This is a genomic window from Chimaeribacter coloradensis, assembly GCF_002858715.1.
Lineage (GTDB): Bacteria > Pseudomonadota > Gammaproteobacteria > Enterobacterales > Enterobacteriaceae > Chimaeribacter > Chimaeribacter coloradensis.
In genome coordinates this window covers 1-18,020 of record NZ_PJZH01000044.1, presented here as the reverse complement: position 1 = coordinate 18,020, position 18,020 = coordinate 1, and the positions used below count along the sequence as shown (strand labels likewise).

At 49.3% G+C, this 18,020-nt stretch carries 15 protein-coding genes and 2 pseudogenes; 6 read left to right on the top strand and 11 right to left on the bottom strand.

From position 1 onward, the window contains the following. Positions 1–101: 101 nt before the first annotated feature. The 3 genes and pseudogenes from CYR32_RS20445 to CYR32_RS20435 all read right to left on the bottom strand — a co-directional run. The gene (locus CYR32_RS20445; protein WP_101826940.1) at positions 102–548 is read right to left on the bottom strand and encodes a plasmid partitioning/stability family protein; all 447 of its coding nucleotides are present in this window, start codon (positions 546–548) and stop codon (positions 102–104) included. Positions 549–553: 5 nt separating this feature from the next. Continuing rightward, positions 554–685 (bottom strand): plasmid segregation protein ParM domain-containing protein, encoded by a 132-nt coding sequence (locus tag CYR32_RS22120; protein ID WP_101826939.1) that lies wholly within the window; start codon positions 683–685, stop codon positions 554–556. Between the two features lie 62 nt (positions 686–747). Continuing rightward, positions 748–1,892, bottom strand: a pseudogene (locus CYR32_RS20435) (IS3 family transposase); the annotation flags it as partial. Between the two features lie 203 nt (positions 1,893–2,095). Between CYR32_RS20435 and CYR32_RS20430 the strand changes: the two are divergent. Together CYR32_RS20430 and CYR32_RS20425 are read left to right on the top strand one after the other, a co-directional pair. Beyond that, entirely contained in the window at positions 2,096–2,545 is a 450-nt protein-coding gene (locus tag CYR32_RS20430; protein WP_040126202.1) for a hypothetical protein, read from the top strand. 288 nt (positions 2,546–2,833) lie between these two features. Continuing rightward, a pseudogene (locus tag CYR32_RS20425) lies at positions 2,834–3,571 on the top strand (peptidoglycan DD-metalloendopeptidase family protein). A gap of 33 nt (positions 3,572–3,604) precedes the next feature. Here CYR32_RS20425 and CYR32_RS20420 read toward each other — a convergent pair. From CYR32_RS20420 to silC, 7 genes are all read right to left on the bottom strand, one after another. After that, a complete protein-coding gene (locus CYR32_RS20420) occupies positions 3,605–3,802 on the bottom strand; it encodes a DUF2933 domain-containing protein (RefSeq protein WP_000843497.1) in 198 nt (65 codons plus the stop codon). Between the two features lie 40 nt (positions 3,803–3,842). Then, entirely contained in the window at positions 3,843–6,314 is a 2,472-nt protein-coding gene (gene silP, locus CYR32_RS20415; protein WP_146000739.1) for an Ag(+)-translocating P-type ATPase SilP, read from the bottom strand. 97 nt (positions 6,315–6,411) lie between these two features. Further along, positions 6,412–6,852 (bottom strand): DUF411 domain-containing protein, encoded by a 441-nt coding sequence (locus CYR32_RS20410; RefSeq protein WP_002436620.1) that lies wholly within the window; start codon positions 6,850–6,852, stop codon positions 6,412–6,414. A gap of 86 nt (positions 6,853–6,938) precedes the next feature. Then, a complete protein-coding gene (gene silA / locus CYR32_RS20405; protein ID WP_000574021.1) occupies positions 6,939–10,085 on the bottom strand; it encodes a Cu(+)/Ag(+) efflux RND transporter permease subunit SilA in 3,147 nt (1,048 codons plus the stop codon). A gap of 10 nt (positions 10,086–10,095) precedes the next feature. Continuing rightward, complete coding sequence (silB, locus tag CYR32_RS20400) at positions 10,096–11,388, bottom strand: Cu(+)/Ag(+) efflux RND transporter periplasmic adaptor subunit SilB (RefSeq protein ID WP_001485328.1); 1,293 nt, start codon at positions 11,386–11,388, stop codon at positions 10,096–10,098. A 113-nt stretch (positions 11,389–11,501) separates the two neighbouring features. Then, on the bottom strand, positions 11,502–11,855 hold the full coding sequence (gene cusF / locus CYR32_RS20395; RefSeq protein WP_001246153.1) for a cation efflux system protein CusF: 354 nt from the start codon (positions 11,853–11,855) through the stop codon (positions 11,502–11,504). Positions 11,856–11,883: 28 nt separating this feature from the next. Continuing rightward, on the bottom strand, positions 11,884–13,269 hold the full coding sequence (gene silC / locus CYR32_RS20390) for a Cu(+)/Ag(+) efflux RND transporter outer membrane channel SilC (protein WP_033755787.1): 1,386 nt from the start codon (positions 13,267–13,269) through the stop codon (positions 11,884–11,886). Between the two features lie 189 nt (positions 13,270–13,458). On the opposite strand from silC, the gene silR reads away from it, so the two are divergent. The 4 genes from silR (at position 13,459) to copM (ending at position 16,780) form a co-directional block, all read left to right on the top strand. Continuing rightward, positions 13,459–14,139, top strand: a complete 681-nt coding sequence (silR, locus tag CYR32_RS20385) for a copper/silver response regulator transcription factor SilR (protein ID WP_033755785.1) — start codon at positions 13,459–13,461, stop codon at positions 14,137–14,139. After that, positions 14,132–15,607 (top strand): copper/silver sensor histidine kinase SilS, encoded by a 1,476-nt coding sequence (silS, locus tag CYR32_RS20380; protein WP_007374412.1) that lies wholly within the window; start codon positions 14,132–14,134, stop codon positions 15,605–15,607. The genes silR and silS overlap by 8 nt, the downstream gene beginning before the upstream one ends. 245 nt (positions 15,608–15,852) lie before the next feature. Further along, positions 15,853–16,284: a silver-binding protein SilE gene (gene silE, locus CYR32_RS20375; protein WP_033755783.1), complete on the top strand. Its 432-nt coding sequence runs from the start codon at positions 15,853–15,855 to the stop codon at positions 16,282–16,284. 145 nt (positions 16,285–16,429) lie between these two features. Beyond that, complete coding sequence (gene copM / locus CYR32_RS20370; RefSeq protein ID WP_007871800.1) at positions 16,430–16,780, top strand: CopM family metallochaperone; 351 nt, start codon at positions 16,430–16,432, stop codon at positions 16,778–16,780. 407 nt (positions 16,781–17,187) lie between these two features. Here the strand turns inward: copM and CYR32_RS20365 are convergent. After that, on the bottom strand, positions 17,188–18,020 hold an 833-nt coding region (locus CYR32_RS20365), incomplete at its 5' end, for an HNH endonuclease (protein ID WP_101826937.1).

Here is an 18,020-nt window from a genome sequence, read left to right as displayed (position 1 = left end):
CCCTCATTTTTAATGCTTGCACATTCAATAAGTTACAGAGACTATAAGTATGATGTAACTACATACAGAGGCAACACTGCTATAATATAGCAGTGTTAGGCTTATGATTTCGAGGTTGGTTGATGAAACATACTCATAGCATTACGCCTTGTTTCCTCTGAATCCGCATCAATCATTGATTCAGGTGGTTGAGTATTACTATTTATCAGTGTTTCAGGCTTTGAGCTTGTTACGTGAACCAGAATTGACTCTAGCATCCTATGGATCGCTTCATGCCTTTCTGCCGAAGCTGTATTGAAGGCATCAGGTTGCACGCTGCTGATGACCTGCATAATTTCAGCCATTGTTGTGTTTTCATCAAGCAAGGCTGTTAACAAATGAGGTATGCGTTCATCCTGTCTAAATAACGCAAATCCTGCAATTGTGGCCGCTCTCAACAAGCGGCTCTTTTCTGATTTTTCAAGGGAACTCAGCTTCTCACAGAGTAGTTTATCCCCTTTTGAATCTTCGGGATGTACGTAGTAAGTAAGCTTGCGTCTGGTATCCATTGAATTTACCCAATCTGGTAGATGCCATTTACTAAGGCAAACTGAGGTTCTTCAGCAATAAAGAATCTATCCTTCTGCACAGTTGTATGATTTTGGATAGCATCCGCCACAATTGCCGCACCGCCACCAATTACCATGACGTGTGTATAACCGTGAAAATCATCAATTGCCTGCAGTATGAATCGCCACGGATAATCCAGACACTTCTGAGCCGTTGATAATATAGGTTTTCATATTCAGCCGGTGGCATCTGCTCGCTCGAACCATGCCGACGCTTACTGTTATAAAACATTTCGATATAATCAAAAATATCGCTTCTGGCTTCGTCTCTCGTTCCGTAGATCTTTTTCTTAATTCGTTCGCGTTTCAGTAACTGGAAAAAGCTTTCCGCAACCGCGTTGTCATGGCAGTTACCGCGACGACTCATGCTGCCTTTCAGTCCGTGTGATTTCAGGAACGACTGCCACTCATGGCTCGTGTACTGACTGCCCTGATCAGAGTGAACCAGTACCTGCTTTTGAGGATTACGCCTCCACACCGCCATAAGTAATGCGTTCAGGACAATCTCTTTTGTCATGCGGGGTTGCATTGACCAGCCGATAACTTTTCGTGAGAACAGGTCAACCACCACGGCCAGATACAGCCAGCCTTCGTGGGTTCGGATGTAGGTTATGTCCGTCACCCAACGCTCATCCGGTGAGTCCGGATTGAACTGCCGCTGGAGCCTGTTGGGTGTCACGATGCTGGCTTCGCCTTTACGTGCCCGTGGGCTACGGTACCCAACATGAGCTTTTATTCCGGCACGCTTCATCAGCCGCCAGACCCGATTCACTCCGCACTGCTGTCCGGTATCACGCAGATCGAGATGGATCTTGCGATAACCATAGACGCAGCCAGATTCAAGCCAGAACTGTTTGATCTGCCCGGTCAGCATCTGGTCTGTCTGGTGACGCTGTGAATGTGGCTGCTGAAGCCAGAAATAAAATCCACTCGGATGGACATCCAGAACCCGACAGAGCAAACGAACAGGCCAGCAACGGCGGTTGTCGCGGATAAAGGCGTACTTCAGTCGGACAGCTTTGCGAAGTACGCCGCGGCTTTTTTTAATATGTCCCGTTCGTCTGTAACCCGCTTCAACTCTTTCTGAAGACGGCGGATCTCGGCCTGAGCATCTGACTGTTCATTATTAGTGGAAGAATTCGGACCGTACTTCTTTATCCAGGCGTAAAGACTGTGAGTGGTGATATCAAGACGTGTTGCAACACTGGAAACAGAATGACCACGATCAACAACCTGTTTGACTGCTTCAATTTTAAACTCTTCAGGATAACGCTTACCGCTCATGGGCACCTCTCTTTAAGTCATCTTAAATGACTCTGAGGTGTCTGTTAAACCTGTGGCGATTCAAGCACACCTTAAGAAACAAATTCATTACAATCGTGTAATGTACATAGCTGTATTACATTTACGTCATCTTCCCCACAGGTTGATTATTTTTATATATGATCATAAGGACATCTTTTATGTACCTCAGAAGGTAATTACACATGAATATATTAATCACGACCACTGCGTTTACAGCTTTATTTTGTGGGGCAGCTTTTGCTCAGTCCAGTGATATTGCCCATGAAGCACATCGATTTGTTAATAATGCCTCAGCCGTCAGTCATGTGAACTCCTCGACGCATGAAAACTTACCGGACAGGGTTAATAAAAACAACACGCCCTCATTCTCTGAAATGAATGAACATGAAAGGGCCATTGTTGCTCATTCATTTATGAACAACAGCGCGTCCTATGCGCATCAAAAAATGATTGAGGAACATAAAAAAATGCTGTCCGGCAGTGATGCAAATTCAAAGACCTCGTCTTCTTCTTTTAACGAACTGAATGCCGGAGAAAAAGCCGCTCTCGTGCATGAGCAGGTCAATAATGCCGGTGCGGAAGCACATCAGACGCAGGCAAGAAAGCTTCGCGGGCTTTATTCGACCTGGTAACTGCAGGCGGGTTAGTGCTTAGCGTCAGGTGCGCAGCAGGGCTTTACTGACGGGTTACGTAGCAGGACATGAGCCCCATATTGCTCTGCCGTAACCTGTTTCAGTCCCGTTAATCATCACCGTCGGGCTGGTCATACAGTTCCCAGAGCTTCAGGAGCAAACGGGAAACAAGATATGTTACAAAAATGACGACCATCAACGGTGCTCCCGATTAACTGACAGATGACACGCCTCCTGAAAACCCCTAGCATACGCCGCAGTGTTCATGCTAACGGCGAATTCCAGTAAATGTATTCTACCGATGTCGTAAAAGAAAATGCCTACCTTTCAGCCACCCGCTCGGGGCTGGAATCGAACGAGATCGCTACTCTTCAGCGCTCCTTGCCTTCCCGGTTTAATCTGCGGCATTTGAAAAAAAATGAATCATTAAAACTCGTACTGCAAAAGAAAGCGGGAAAATCACGTGTCGTGGCCTATAAATTTACGTCCGGTTCATTTAATTACACGGCGTATCGTATATCAGATAAAAAGTTCTATAACCTTTCCGATACTTCCGGGAAAGGCAGTCTCGATTATCCGTTACCGGCCACAGCAAGACTCAGTTCGCCTTTCAATCCTGCAAGACTTAACCCGGTATCGGGAAAAGTGAGTCCCCATAATGGCATTGATTATTCCATGCCCATGAACACGAAAATAGTCAGCGTCATCGACGGAAAAATCACCCGGGCCGAATACAACAGTACCATGGGATAAATTGTTGAAGTAACGGGAAAAGCCGGTGTTAAAACTCGCTATCTCCACCTCAATAAAATACTCGTTACTAAAGGGGCCAGGGTTACCCGGGGAGACGCTATTGCGTTATCCGGTAACAGCGGACGTTCATCCGGTCCTCATCTGCATTACGAGCTGGTCATTAATAACAATCCTGTTAACTCACTGGCGTTCCGGGCAGCGGCACCCGCTGATAACAAACTTGAACAGCATGCCTTTGCGCATGCCAGAGACTACGAACGATACCTGGACTGATAACGGGGCCGCGACGCGGCCCCGTCTGCCGGATTAATTTTTTTTATCGTTTTCACTTCCTTGATGTTGATGATCTCCATGCCCTCCGTGGCCGTGGAAAAGATGCATTAGCGGGCAGACCAGCAATAACAGATATGGCCAGTAACCTGCCACATGTGACCAGTGTTCGCGCAGGAGGGCAAATGCCGCGATCGCGGCGACAGCAATAAGCGCATAGGTGGTACTTTTCATACTGGACTCCTTCTGTTCGTAACAGCCCCTTCACTCAGTGTTATTTCCCGAGCCTGACACTTTTCAGACGCAACGCATTCACAATGACGCTGACGGAGGAAAGAGCCATGGCCGCCGCCGCAATAACTGGCGACAGCAGTATTCCATACACAGGATAAAGCAGACCTGCAGCCACAGGCACGCCAAGTGCGTTGTAGATAAATGCAAAAAACAGATTCTGTCGGATATTTTTCATGGTGATTTCTGACAGATGACGGGCCCTGTTCAGTATCATCAAGTCGCCTTTGAGAAGGGTGACTCCGGCACTTTCAATTGCCACATCTGTACCCGTTCCCATGGCTATACCCACGTCAGCCGCTGCCAGCGCCGGGGCATCATTCACACCGTCTCCGGCCATCGCAACCACATGGCCAGACGCTTTCAGTCGGGTTATCACTGCTTTTTTGCCATCCGGCAGAATCCCGGCTTCAACCTCATCTATTCCCAGTTTCCGTGCGACTGCTTCAGCGGTAAGCTGGTTATCCCCGGTGAGCATAACGATGCGGATCCCCGCCTGACGCAAAGCTTTAAGCGCATCCGGCGTGGTTGCTTTCACGGGATCCGAGATAGCTATCAGGCCTGCAAGGTGCCCGTCTGTGGCCACATAGATAACGGTAGCGCCTTCCATCCGCAACGTATCCGCAACGGCCTTTTGATTATCAATAACGATACTGTTTTCCTGCATAGCCAGTTCATTACCAATAACAACCCGTTGACCTTCGACATCGCCTGAGACACCTTTACCCGACGGCGCATTGAAATGAGTGACTGCGGGTATTGCGATCCCCTTTTCCTGTGCTGCTTTAACTACTGCCATACCCAGCGGATGCTGCGAGCCTTTTTCCACTGCGGCCGTTACACGCAAAAGAGATGTTTCCCCACCCGGATTGAGACTGATAATCCCTGTCACCGTCGGCGAACCTTCCGTGAGCGTGCCTGTTTTGTCGACAACCAGCGTGTCCACTTTTTCAAGACGCTCAAGGGCTTCGGCATTCTTGATTAACACCCCGGCCTGGGCTCCTTTGCCCACCCCCACCATTATCGACATCGGCGTGGCCAGCCCCAGCGCGCAGGGACAGGCAATAATCAGGACCGACACAGCCGCAATGAGACCGTGCGCCATCCTGGGCTCGGGCCCCCAGACAGACCAGATCATGAAAGCAACAACCGCGATAAGTATCACCAGAGGAACAAACCAGCCTGAAACGCTGTCAGCCATTCTCTGGATGGGGGCCCGCGAACGCTGTGCATCAGCGACCATCTGAACAATTCGTGAGAGCATCGTTTCATCACCGACTTTCTCTGCACGGATGATAAGACTACCTGTCTGATTAATGGTCCCCCCGATGACAGGGTCACCCTCCGTTTTGGTAACAGGCATAGATTCCCCGGTCACCATCGATTCATCAACGGTTGTTTTGCCTTCGACCACGATACCGTCGACCGGAATACTCTCTCCAGGTCTGATGCGGAGCTTATCGCCAGGCAGGACATCTTCCGCATTAATATCCGTTTCATGACCGTCTTGATCCAGCCGCCTGGCGGTTTTGGGGGCAAGGTTAAGAAGCGCAGTAATGGCACCTGAGGTTTGTTCCCTTGCCCGCAATTCAAGGACCTGTCCCAGCAGAACAAGCACCGTAATAACAGCTGCGGCTTCAAAATAAATGGCCACCAGGCCATCCATGTTTCTGAACGATGCAGGAAACCAGGAGGGGAAGACGGTTGCAATGACGCTGTAAACCCAGGCTACGCCGGTCCCCATTGCAACAAGGGTAAACATATTCAGGGAGCGGTTACGTAACGACATTCCGGCCCGGGCGAAGAATGGCCAGCCACACCACAAAACGACAGGAGAGGCCAGAAGTAACTGCAGCCATGTGTTGTACTGTGGCGGTACTGTATTCCTCAAAGCGGGAAACAGATGAGAACCCATTTCGAGTATCAGAACCGGAAACGCCAGCAACAACCCCAGCCAGAAGCGTCTTGTCATGTCGCGAAGTTCATCACTCGTCCCCGTGGATGCCGTAGCTACGAGCGGCTCCAGTGCCATTCCACAGACAGGACAGCTTCCGGGACCACTACGGCGTATCTCCGGATGCATCGGACATGTCCACACACCTTCAGAAATCTCTTTCTCCGCCTGGCGGTGAGTCTGTTTTATCTTATCAGGGCTGACTTCATGGTGGTCGTGGTGATGGTGATGTTCACTGGCATCTTCGGTAAAATAATGATCGGGATGGGCTTTAAATTTGCTCTCACAGCTGGCGGAGCAGAAATAAAGCTGATGGTCCTGGTATCGAATGCTGCTGTGCGCCTTGTCAGGCAGGATGACCATCCCGCACACGGGATCTCTCACCTTATGCAATGCGTGACTCTCGTCCGGGGATGATGTCTGCTCAGAAGCAGTCTGGTTGTTATGTTCCACTGCATTGTCATTTTTCACAGTAACTCTCCTTATGCATATCTGAAGCATTTTCTGTCTTCAGGATATGTCATGGATGCGATTACCACGAATGCCGCCGGCATAAGAGTGCCTGCTGCCGGCGTCCCGTTATCAGCCGTTCCGCTGACTATTCGATTCGCTGGAAGACTTTTTTACTGCCCTCCGGTGAGAATGCGATAACATCGTAAGCCTCTTTTCGGGCCCCCATCTCCATTCCCGGACTTCCTGCTGGCATACCGGGGGTGGCGAGACCGTATATACCCGAACCAGACTGCATGGCCTTATGTATCGTTGCCGCAGGCACATGGCCTTCAATGATCAAATTACCTACAACCGCGGTATGACAACTTCGTAGTCCAGCAGGAACAGCATGCTTTTCTTTCAGGGCTGACAGCGCCTGATCATTCATGACGTGAGTTCGCACTTCGAACCCGTCTTTTTCCATCGCTTTGCCCCACAGGGAACAACAGCCACAGTTTTCAGATTTGTACATATCAATGACTTTTTCACTCGCCATTGCAGGCAGTGACAGGCCGAGAGCCAGGGCCATTAGAACCACTTTTTTCATACTCACCTCTGTATATTATCGATATAAACCCTGACGTCAGGGTGAATCAGTGCAGAAGGACGCCCACTGGGGGCGCCCTTTCAGGGTTATGACACGCTTTTTTTATGTCTGCGCAGCCAGATTAATTTGTAGGCGGCAGGAATAATGAACAGGGACAGCAGCGGAGCCGTGATCATCCCACCAATCATTGGCGCAGCAATACGGCTCATGACTTCTGAACCTGCGCCGGTTCCCCAGAGTATTGGCAGCAGACCCGCAATGATCACCGCCACGGTCATGGCTTTCGGCCGGACACGCAGTACGGCACCATGATAGAGGGCTTCATCAAGACCTTCCGGTGTGAACGTCTCTTTACGGGACAATTCCGGGTGCGCTTCAATGGCATGACGCAGATACATCAGCATGACCACGCCAAACTCTGCTGCCACCCCGGCCAGGGCGATAAACCCGGTTCCGGTCGCCACTGACATATGGAAGCCCTGCCAGTACAGGAACCATATTCCGCCAACCAGGGCGAACGGCAGGCTCATCAGGATCAGCAGGGCTTCGTCAACCCGGCGGAATGCCAGATACAACAGGATGAAAATGATCATCACCGTCATCGGCACCATCAGCTTCAGTTTCTTGTTGGCATGCTCAAGCAGTTCAAACTGTCCGGAGAATGCCACACTGGTTCCCGGTCTCAGTTTCACTTTCTCGCTGATGGCCGTCTTAATGTCGTTAACCACCGACACCATGTCCCTGCCGCGGGCATCAACATAAATCCAGCTGGCTGGCCGGGCATTTTCGGTTTTCAGCATGGTTGGTCCAGAAACGACGTTAATATCCGCGACATCGCCCAGCGTGATCTGCTGCTTCATCGGGGTCAGGATCGGCATCTGTTTCAGCGCCTGCGGACTGTTCCGGTAATCCTGCGGGTAGCGAATGTTAATAGGGTACCGGGCCACCCCTTCAACCGTCTCACCCACCATAGCACCTCCGATTGCTGAAGAGACGAACAGCTGGACATCACCTACCGTCATCCCGTAGCGGGAGGCTTTCTCCCGGTTGATATCGATATCGATGTAGCGCCCGCCCTCAAGTCGCTCAGCCAGGACAGACACCACGCCAGGCACGGTTTTGGCTACCGCCTCGATACTCTGCGCCGTCGCGTCGATATCGGACAGAACAGTCCCGGACACTTTGATACCTATCGGGCTTTTGATCCCGGTTGAGAGCATATCAATACGGTTACGGATAGGCGGCACCCAGAGGTTTGCCAGACCCGGTAAACGGACTGTCCTGTCGAGTTCATCAATAATCTTGTCAATTGTCATGCCGGGACGCCACTGATCCTCAGGTTTGAGCTGGATCGTGGTTTCCACCATTTCGAGCGGCGCGGAATCCGTTGCGGTCTCTGCTTTACCGGTCTTGCCAAATACAGAAGCCACTTCAGGAACGCTTTTGATTAACTTGTCTGTTGTCTGCAGGAGCGCTGCAGCTTCTGCCGGAGAGACGCCAGGCAAGGTCGACGGCATATACAGCAGATCGCCCTCGTTAATCTTCGGCAGAAATTCACCGCCCACCTGACTCAGTGGCCAGATAACCGTGAAAATGGACAAGGCCGCAACCAGCAGGGTTGTTTTTGGCCAGTGGAGGACCCGCAGCAGCAAAGGATGATACGCTTTGATCAGCACCCGGTTCAGGGGGTTACTTGTCTCGGCAGGAATTTTCCCCCGGATCCAGAATCCCATCAGAATAGGAATGACGATGATGGCCAGTGCGGCCGCTCCCGCCATGGAGTACGTTTTCGTGAATGCCAGCGGGCCAAACAGACGACCTTCCTGCCCTTCCAGGGTAAAGATAGGAATAAAGGACAGGGTGATGATCAGCAGGCTAATGAACAACGCGGGTCCCACTTCCACGGAGGCGTCGGTAATCACCTTCCAGCGGGTGGCGTTGTCAATCTGCTCACCCGGATGCTGATGATCCCACTCCTCAAGCCGTTTGTGCGCATTTTCAATCATCACAATGGCGGCATCCACCATCGCACCGACGGCAATCGCTATCCCTCCCAGCGACATGATATTGGCGTTCAGTCCCTGGAAGTGCATGACGATAAAGGCGATACACAGGCCAAGCGGCAGAGAGATAATCGCCACCAGGGCAGAACGTACGTGCCACAGGAACAGAGCACAGACGATGGCCACCACGATAAACTCTTCCAGAAGTTTGGAACTGAGGTTATCAATCGCCCGGTCGATTAACTGGCTGCGATCGTAGGTGGTCACGATTTCAACGCCTTCCGGCAGGCTGGCCTTCAGCGTCTCCAGTTTATCCCTCACTGCCGTGATAACGTCGCGCGCATTTTTACCCGACCGCAGGATCACCACGCCGCCAGCGACTTCTCCCTGGCCGTTCAGCTCGGCAATACCACGCCTCATTTCGGGCCCGGTCTGCACGCGGGCAACATCCCGCAGATAAACCGGCACGCCGTTCTCACCTGTTTTCAGGACGATGTTATTAAAATCATCAATGCTCTGAAGATAACCGCTGGCACGGACCATATACTCCGCTTCGGCCATTTCAACGGATGAGCCACCGGCCTCCTGGTTAGACGATTCAAGTGCCTGTTTCACTTCGGGCAGGCTGATACCGTACTGGGACAGTTTTACCGGATTGACCTGAATCTGGTACTGTTTCACCACGCCGCCAACCGAAGCGACCTCAGCCACGTTCGGGATGGTTTTCAGCTCAAATTTCAGGAACCAGTCCTGCAGAGAGCGCAGTTCTGAAAGGTCGTGTTTTCCGTTGCGATCGACAAGGGCATATTCAAATATCCAGCCCACTCCCGTGGCGTCCGGGCCGATTTCAGAGCTCACACCCGCAGGCAGTTTGCCCTGAACCTGATTCAGGTATTCCAGCACGCGCGAACGGGCCCAGTACAGATCGGTGCCGTCTTCAAAAATGACATACACATACGAATCACCGAACTGTGAAAAGCCACGCACGGTTTTTGCGCCAGGTACGGACAGCATGGTGGTGGTAAGCGGATAGGTGACCTGGTTTTCTACAATCTGCGGGGCCTGTCCGGGATAGCTGGTTTTAATAATGACCTGCACATCTGACAGGTCAGGCAGCGCATCGACCGGCGTGTTAATTATCGTCCATGTGCCCCAGATGCTGAGAAACAGTGCGCCCATCATGACCAGGAAACGGTTGGCGACAGAGCGCCGGATAATCCATTCAATCATCGTCGTCTCCTCAGTGCCCTGAATGCATATTTACAGGCTGCTCAGACATTGCTGGCATACTGTTTTCTGTTTTTTCAGGGTGGCGCATACGTTCCAGCGCGCCCGTAATATTGGCTTCGGAGTCAATGAGGAACAGGCCACTGACCACCACGGTATCGCCTTCATTCAGGCCGGAGCCAATGCCGGACTGTTGCTGTGATTCATGCAGAACGTGGATCTGTTTCGGCACAAACTTGCCTTCATCATCAACAGTAATCACGCGCTGTTCTTTGCCGGTATCGATAACGGCCTGGCTTGGTATCAGCAGCATCTCCTGGCTCTTGGTATTCAGTTTCAGATAGGCATTCATGCCCGGCTTGAGAAACTCATCCTTATTAGAAACCTGGAGACGGACCTGAAGCGTACGGGTTGTCTGATCCACGCTGGGAAGAATGTTCCATTTTTCGACATGGAATGTTTTATCCGGATAAGCCGGTACCGAAATTTCAAACTGCGACGTATCTTTCAGCAGATATGCGATAGATTCTGGCACTGCAGCGCTGATCCAGACCGGGTCCATCCCCTGAATCTGAGCCACTACTTTATCTTTCGAAATATTCATTCCGGTGCGCAGGTCAAACGCAGTAATGACACCATCAATAGGTGCTTTAATGGTAAAACGGGTCTGGATTGTGCGGGTTGAACGCAGCCTTTGAATATCCTCTTCCGGCATACCAGCTAGACGAAGTCGCTCCAGAACCCCTTTTATCTGGGTTGACGTACCGCCTGTACCGGATAACAGCAGGAACTCACTTTGTGCCTCCACCCATTCAGGAATGGTGATATCGATAAGCGGAGTGCCTTTCTTCACATGATCGCCAATCGTCAGGGGATACACTTTTTCGACGAAACCGTCAGAGCGCGCCTGCACAATGACAAACTGATACTCGTTGTAACTGACATTAGCCGGGATTGTCTGAGAATAATTCAGCATTCCTCGCGTGACTTTTTGCGTTTTTAATCCCAGATTCTGAACCTGCGTTGGATCGATACGGATCCCGCCACTGCTTTTATCGCCGCTTTCATCAGCATATTTTGGCACCAGGTCCATATCCATAAAGGGAGATTTTCCGGGTTTATCAAATTTGGTATCCGGTTTCATCGGGTCATACCAGAAAAGTACCTTTCGCTCCGGTGCCTTTTGTTCGGTTTGTACTGTTTTTTGTGATGAGTTTACATACTGCCAGGCAGTAACCGATATCAGCCCTCCTGCTATGAGGCTGCTGATAATTATTGCAGCATATTTTATCTTTAAAGAAGCCATACAATTTCTCGCTGAAAAATCAAAACACCTGGCATATGCGCCCGATCATTCATTCACAGTAATCCCTTAATGAATGTTCAGGCGCACTGGATGTATTCGCTCCGGACTGATAATCAGGATTGCGTAACGTTAATGCTTTTGAGTAAGGAGATATTGCCCTGCTGAATAAACGAGAAATCGACATGGTTGCCGGTTTTCAGGGCATTGATAGCGTCGTCTGCATTAACAAAAGTGAAGCGCATGGTCATTGCAGGCCAGCCCACAGCAGGGATTGCTTCGTGCGAAATGGTAATCTTTTTACTATTCATATCAATGTCTTTAACGACACCGGTGCCCTTGATAACCTGCTGTACCGAAGCATCACTGGCAGCATTCATATCGCCATGCTGATGTGTTTCAGCATGAAGACCGGCAGAAAACATGACAGAGAAGGCACCAAATAAAACGGCTTTAAGTGAATTACGCATTTTTAATTTCCTGATTAATTAAATAAATTTACTCTACCCAACCGCCACCCAGCGCGGTAAACAGATTAATTTCGTTAACCTGTCGGGAATAGGTAAGATCGAGAATGGTTTGCTGCGTAGCGAAGAGGGAACGTTCTGCATCCAGCACTTCGATGTAACTGACAGCACCACTTGCATATAATCCTCTGGCACGCTGGAGAGTTATCTGAAGTGAATCAAGATAACGCTGCTGTGACTCAAGTTGCTGGCTAAGGCTGTCGCGCAGCGCAAGCGTGTCGGAAACATCCTTAAAGGCTGACTGAATTTTTTGTTCGTAATTAACCACCGATTGTTGCTGGCGAATTTCAGCCAGCTTCAGATTGGCTTTATTCCTGCCAGCATTAAAAATAGGAATTTCAATTTTAGGGATAAAATTCCACATTCCACTTCCTGACGTAAACAGGCTTGACAGCTCCGTACTGCTTGCGGAAAGACCACTGGTCAGGGTAATGGAGGGGAAAAAGGCCGCTCGCGCTGCGCCAATATTGGCATTAGCCGCTTTCAGCTGATATTCCGCTTCCATAATATCCGGTCGCTGCAGCAAAATTTGTGAAGATAGATTTGGTGGCAATTTTACTGGTGCGATCTCCCCGCCTTTCATCCCTTTTTCTGACGGAAGTGCGCGGTACGTTCCCAGCACCAGTTGCAGGGCATTGTTTGCCTGAGCCAGATCGCCTTCTCGTTTGGCTATTTCGGCGCGGGTACTTTCGATTTGTCCTCTCGCCTGTTCAAGTGCCAGAACGTTCGTACTCCCGGTCACGAGCTGTTGCTCAACGAAAGCATAGGACTGTTCATAATTTTTCAGCGTTTCCCGCGCAATACGGAGTTGTTCGTACGCCAGTTGCTGGCTGAAATAGCTCTGTGAAACGTTGGAGACCAGCAGGATGTGTACGGCCCGACGGGCTTCTTCGCTGGCAAAGTAGTTCTGGCGGTCAGCATCACTCATGTTCTTAAGTTTGCCGAAAAAATCGAGCTCATAACTGAGCTCCAGTCTCGCGTCGTACTCCTGTGTGGTCGGCTTGTCACCTTTCAGACCACCGCTGTATGTTATCCCGGATGAGGCATTCAGCTGGGGATAACGATCTGCATCCGTGACGTTGAACTGGGCTCGGGCCTCTTCAACCTTCAGGGCAGCCATTCTCAAATCACGGTTATTAGTCAGAGCTTCACCGATCAACCGGGTAACCTGGGGATCGACAAAAAAGTTACGCCAGCCCGTATCCCGATAGCCATTTACCGCTGGCGTCAGGCTGTTATGGGACAGTGAAAACTGCTGGGGTACCGGTGCTGCGGGCCGCTGATATTCAGGCGCAAGCGACACGCAGCCTGCCAGGATGAATATCGTGCTAATGCTGAGTAATTTTAATTTGAACATAACGCTTCTCGTCCAGGCAGACCTGGTAAATGGTTCAAATGAAGTCCAGAGTATTGATAGGGGTACTTTACCTAACGCTCTCTGTTTGCCGAGTGACAGGATAATGACAATGTTGTCATTTTTGCTGTAATCCGTTGATAACGATCGTGGGCGCAATAGAATGACATTAGCAGCCAGCCGGGGAGCAAGATGAAAATATTGATCGTCGAAGACGAAATTAAAACAGGTGAATATCTCAGCAAAGGGCTTACAGAGACAGGGTTCGTAGTGGATCACGCTGATAATGGTCTTACCGGATATCATCTCGCCATGACAGCCGAGTATGATTTAGTCATTCTGGATATCATGCTACCTGATGTGAACGGCTGGGATATCATCCGCATGCTGCGCACTGCCGGAAAGGGTATGCCGGTCTTACTGCTGACAGCCCTCGGCACGATCGAACATAGGGTCAAAGGACTGGAACTGGGTGCGGACGATTATCTGGTTAAACCCTTTGCGTTTGCCGAACTGCTCGCCCGGGTGAGAACCCTTCTGAGGCGGGGAAACACGATGATCACGGAAAGCCAGTTTAAGGTGGCTGACCTCTCGATTGATCTCGTATCCAGAAAAGTCAGTCGCGCCGGAAACCGCATTGTGCTCACCAGTAAAGAGTTCAGCCTGCTGGAATTCTTCATTCGCCATCAGGGAGAGGTTCTTCCCCGCTCCCTGATTGCCTCTCAGGTCTGGGACATGAATTTTGACAGCGACACTAATGCGATCGATGTCGCAGTAAAGCGACTCCGCGCTAAAATAGACAACGATTACGAGACAAAGCTGATCCAGACAGTCCGGGGCGTGGGCTACATGCTGGAGGTCCCGGATGCATAGCAAACCTTCCAGACGCCCTTTCTCACTCGCTCTGCGGCTGACCTTTTTTATCAGCCTGTCCACGATACTGGCTTTTATCGCCTTCACCTGGTTTATGCTGCATTCTGTTGAAAATCATTTTGCCGAGCAGGATGTCAGCGATCTTCAACAAATCAGCACCACACTGAACCGTATACTGCAGTCCCCGGTGGATCCGGATGATAAAAAAATAAGCAAAATAAAGGAATCAATTGCCAGCTACCGCAACGTTGCCCTTTTGCTCCTCAATCCCAGGGGTGAAGTGCTCTTTAGCTCAGCTCAGGGGGCGGCACTACGCCCGGCAGTGAATTCAGCAGATTTTAGCGAGCACAGCCGCGCACGGGATGTCTTTCTCTGGACGGTGGAGGATCCTGCGGGACCGATGGATACCGGGTCCGAAATGAAGATGGAAACATACAGGATTATCGCCTCCTCTGGTCAGGCGATATTTCAGGGCAAACAGCAGAACTATGTCATGCTGACTGGCCTATCCATTAATTTCCATCTCCATTACCTCGATGCGCTGAAAAAGAACCTGATTGCGATTGCCGTCGTGATAAGCCTGTTGATTGTTCTGATCATTCGAATCGCTGTCCGTCAGGGGCACCTGCCCCTTCGTAATGTCAGCAATGCCATTAAAAACATCACCTCCGAGAATCTTGATGCGCGACTGGAACCGACACGCGTTCCCATTGAGCTGGAGCAACTGGTTATCTCGTTCAATCATATGATTGGAAAGATTGAGGATGTCTTTACCCGCCAGGCCAATTTCTCTGCCGATATCGCGCATGAGATCAGAACGCCCATCACCAATCTGGTGACGCAGACTGAAATCGCACTGAGTCAGGATCGAACACAGAGGGAACTTGAGGATGTCCTCTATTCCAGTCTTGAAGAGTATAACCGGATGACCAAAATGGTCAGCGATATGCTGTTCCTGGCACAGGCAGATAATAATCAGCTGATACCTGACAGGGTCATGTTTGACCTCAGAGCGGAAGTCATGAAAGTCTTCGAGTTTTTCGAAGCCTGGGCCGAAGAACGCAATATCACGCTCAAATTTAACGGGATGCCCTGCCTGGTTGAGGGAGATCCACAAATGTTCAGAAGGGCGATCAATAATCTGTTATCCAATGCCCTGCGTTATACCCCGGAGGGACAGGCAATCACCGTCTCAATAAGAGAGCAGGAGAGCTTTTTTGACCTTGTGATTGAAAATCCGGGGAAACCAATCCCTGAAGAGCATTTATCAAGGCTGTTTGACCGTTTTTATCGGGTAGATCCGTCCAGACAACGAAAAGGAGAAGGCAGCGGCATCGGCCTTGCGATTGTGAAGTCCATCGTGGAAGCACATCACGGAAGAGTGCAGGTGGAATCGGACGTACGTTCAACTCGTTTTATCCTATCCGTGCCCAGACTGGAGAAAATGATTCCGGAAACCCAGTACTGAGAATAAAGATTTAAATGACAAAGATGTCATTAGCCTGTCATGCAGCAAACAGAAGCCATTCGATATAATTAGTGCAACTTATCAGGAAGGCATTATTACTTCATCCATACACGGCATCAGCACAAGCCAGGAGTTGTATTAAAGCCTCATCCCGGCGGAATAAGGTCTGTAGAGTTGTCAGTTGTACTACTGAGGACACAGATCGAAATTCACGGACATCACTAATTCAGAAATGGAGAGTTACCATGAAAAATATCGTCTTAGCATCAGTGTTAGGTTTGAGCTTAATTTCTACGGCCTGGGCCACTGAAACTGTAAATATCCATGAGCGTGTCAATAATGCTCAGGCTCCGGCCCATCAGATGCAGTCTTCTTCAACTCCAGCCGCCATCCAGGGGGCAGCTCCACGGATGGCCGGTATGGATCAGCATGAACAGGCTATTATTGTTCATGAAACCATGAACAATGGTTCAACAGATGCACATAAAAAAATGGCGGAAAGTCATCAGAAGATGATGGGAACTGGCACCGTTAACGCTTCCCGTCCGGCGACTTCGTTTGCGGCGATGAATGAACATGAAAGAGCAGCTGTTGCCCATGAATTTACGAATAACGGTCAGTCCGGCCCCCATCAGGCTATGGCTGATGCACACCGCCGCATGATCAATGCGGGCTGATGACAACTGAAGTTTCCGTGCGGTTACCCTTTCCTTGATAGATTGTCCCTTATACGGATATGTTGTTATTTTTTGCCCCCTTCAGGGGGCTTTTTTGTCTGACTCAGCTAAACTTATCCGGTAACCATCTGAAAGGGTTTATTATATGAAAATCACAAATTCGCTTTTTGTTATACTGATGTTATCCCTGCCAGCGATTTCCGCAGAACATTCAGAAATGAAAATGTCAGATATATCCTCATCGGCATCGTCACAGGAATATATGTCCGGCATGAAAGGTATGCATGACAAAATGATGGCCGCTGTAAAAGAGTCCGATCCCGACAAGGCTTTTGCGAAAGGCATGGTAGCACACCATGAAGGGGCAATAGCAATGGCTGAGACCGAGCTAAAATACGGAAAAGATCCGGAAATGAGAAAGCTCGCGCAGGACATCATTAAAGCTCAAAAAGGTGAAATTGAGCAGATGAATAAATGGCTTGGTAATCAAAAATAATGATTGCGGAAATAATATATTGCGCGTACAGTCAGAGTGTTCCCGGGCACGGGAACCTGTTAATCGTTAATTAATCAAAACCCGATTCATTTCGGGTTTTTCCTTTTACCCCCCCCAACGCATGCACTGCACCGAGTGAAATTCACCTGAGCCAATTCTGCTTGCTTATTATTTCGATGGGAATTGCTGATTTTAATTAAGTCTATGTTTTAAAGGTGTTTCTCATGCCTGGGTTTGGCAGGGGTTCGTCCTGTTCTCTGGTCATGCGCAATGGCAATTCGCAGTCAGGGCTCAAGACTACTTTTACCTCTTTTTTAACAGAAAGTTTCTGGACCCGATACTTGCCGGAAACATCATCTGCTGTTCATCCCGACCAATAAAACGAAGGTATCACTCTCGTTTGAATCTCACTTACTTTCCATTTTGTAATAAAGAATCAAGTTTTCCAGTGATATATCAATACCAACTTTTTTTAATAACCTTTTTCGCGCAGTGTATATTTCTTTCAGCATATCTTCATAACCCTGACCAAGGTGAATTTGTTTATGGCAATTGCAACACAGAGATATGATATTTTCTTCAACATCAAGAGATGTGTCAAAAGCATCTTGCCTGGACATAGGTACAATGTGATGAGGTTCTGTGTAATTTAAGGATGAATTTCGCCTTCTGAATGTTGGGTGGTCACTATCGACTTCACATCTGTAACCTGCTTTATTCAGCGCATTTTGGGATACGCCTTTACTCCTGGGATACGAGAGGCCATTTTTTACTTCTATTGCATTTTTCTTTGGTTTGGCTTCCCCTGTATATTCAAACGCCTGAACGTTGTCAAAGATATTACTTTTCTCTATGGCATTGATCAACTCATCGTCAGAGTAATACTCACTGCTGGCCATTTCTGTTGTACCAAAAAAATCCAGTTCGTTAATTGCCTGAACAAGTTCCTCACGAATTGTCCATAAGTTTCTTTTGGGTTTTCCGCCGATTTCTTTACTCTTCATTACGGTAATGAATTTTGTACCGGATGCGATATTTCCGACACCTTTAACCTCGAATCTACCAAGTTCTTTTTGAACTCTGCCACCCAGCCCGTTTATGACTCCATTAGCACTCATGCTGTGCAGGTCGTACTTCTTACCAATATCGAAGCATGTGCAGGAATGATTTGGCTCAATAAACCATTTTTTTAACGCTGCAATACTTTTTGTGTCAAAAACTTTATCATTTGTTAATAAAG

Coding starts and splice junctions, on each gene's coding strand:
- CYR32_RS20430 (WP_040126202.1), top strand. CDS start 2,096: ATGAATATATTAATCACGACCACTGCGTTTACAGCTTTATTTTGTGGG.
- CYR32_RS20410 (WP_002436620.1), bottom strand. CDS start 6,852: ATGAAAAAAGTGGTTCTAATGGCCCTGGCTCTCGGCCTGTCACTGCCT.
- silE (WP_033755783.1), top strand. CDS start 15,853: ATGAAAAATATCGTCTTAGCATCAGTGTTAGGTTTGAGCTTAATTTCT.
- silB (WP_001485328.1), bottom strand. CDS start 11,388: ATGGCTTCTTTAAAGATAAAATATGCTGCAATAATTATCAGCAGCCTC.
- silA (WP_000574021.1), bottom strand. CDS start 10,085: ATGATTGAATGGATTATCCGGCGCTCTGTCGCCAACCGTTTCCTGGTC.
- CYR32_RS22120 (WP_101826939.1), bottom strand. CDS start 685: ATGGTAATTGGTGGCGGTGCGGCAATTGTGGCGGATGCTATCCAAAAT.
- CYR32_RS20420 (WP_000843497.1), bottom strand. CDS start 3,802: ATGAAAAGTACCACCTATGCGCTTATTGCTGTCGCCGCGATCGCGGCA.
- copM (WP_007871800.1), top strand. CDS start 16,430: ATGAAAATCACAAATTCGCTTTTTGTTATACTGATGTTATCCCTGCCA.
- cusF (WP_001246153.1), bottom strand. CDS start 11,855: ATGCGTAATTCACTTAAAGCCGTTTTATTTGGTGCCTTCTCTGTCATG.
- silC (WP_033755787.1), bottom strand. CDS start 13,269: ATGTTCAAATTAAAATTACTCAGCATTAGCACGATATTCATCCTGGCA.
- silS (WP_007374412.1), top strand. CDS start 14,132: ATGCATAGCAAACCTTCCAGACGCCCTTTCTCACTCGCTCTGCGGCTG.
- silR (WP_033755785.1), top strand. CDS start 13,459: ATGAAAATATTGATCGTCGAAGACGAAATTAAAACAGGTGAATATCTC.
- CYR32_RS20445 (WP_101826940.1), bottom strand. CDS start 548: ATGGATACCAGACGCAAGCTTACTTACTACGTACATCCCGAAGATTCA.
- silP (WP_146000739.1), bottom strand. CDS start 6,314: ATGCTTCAGATATGCATAAGGAGAGTTACTGTGAAAAATGACAATGCA.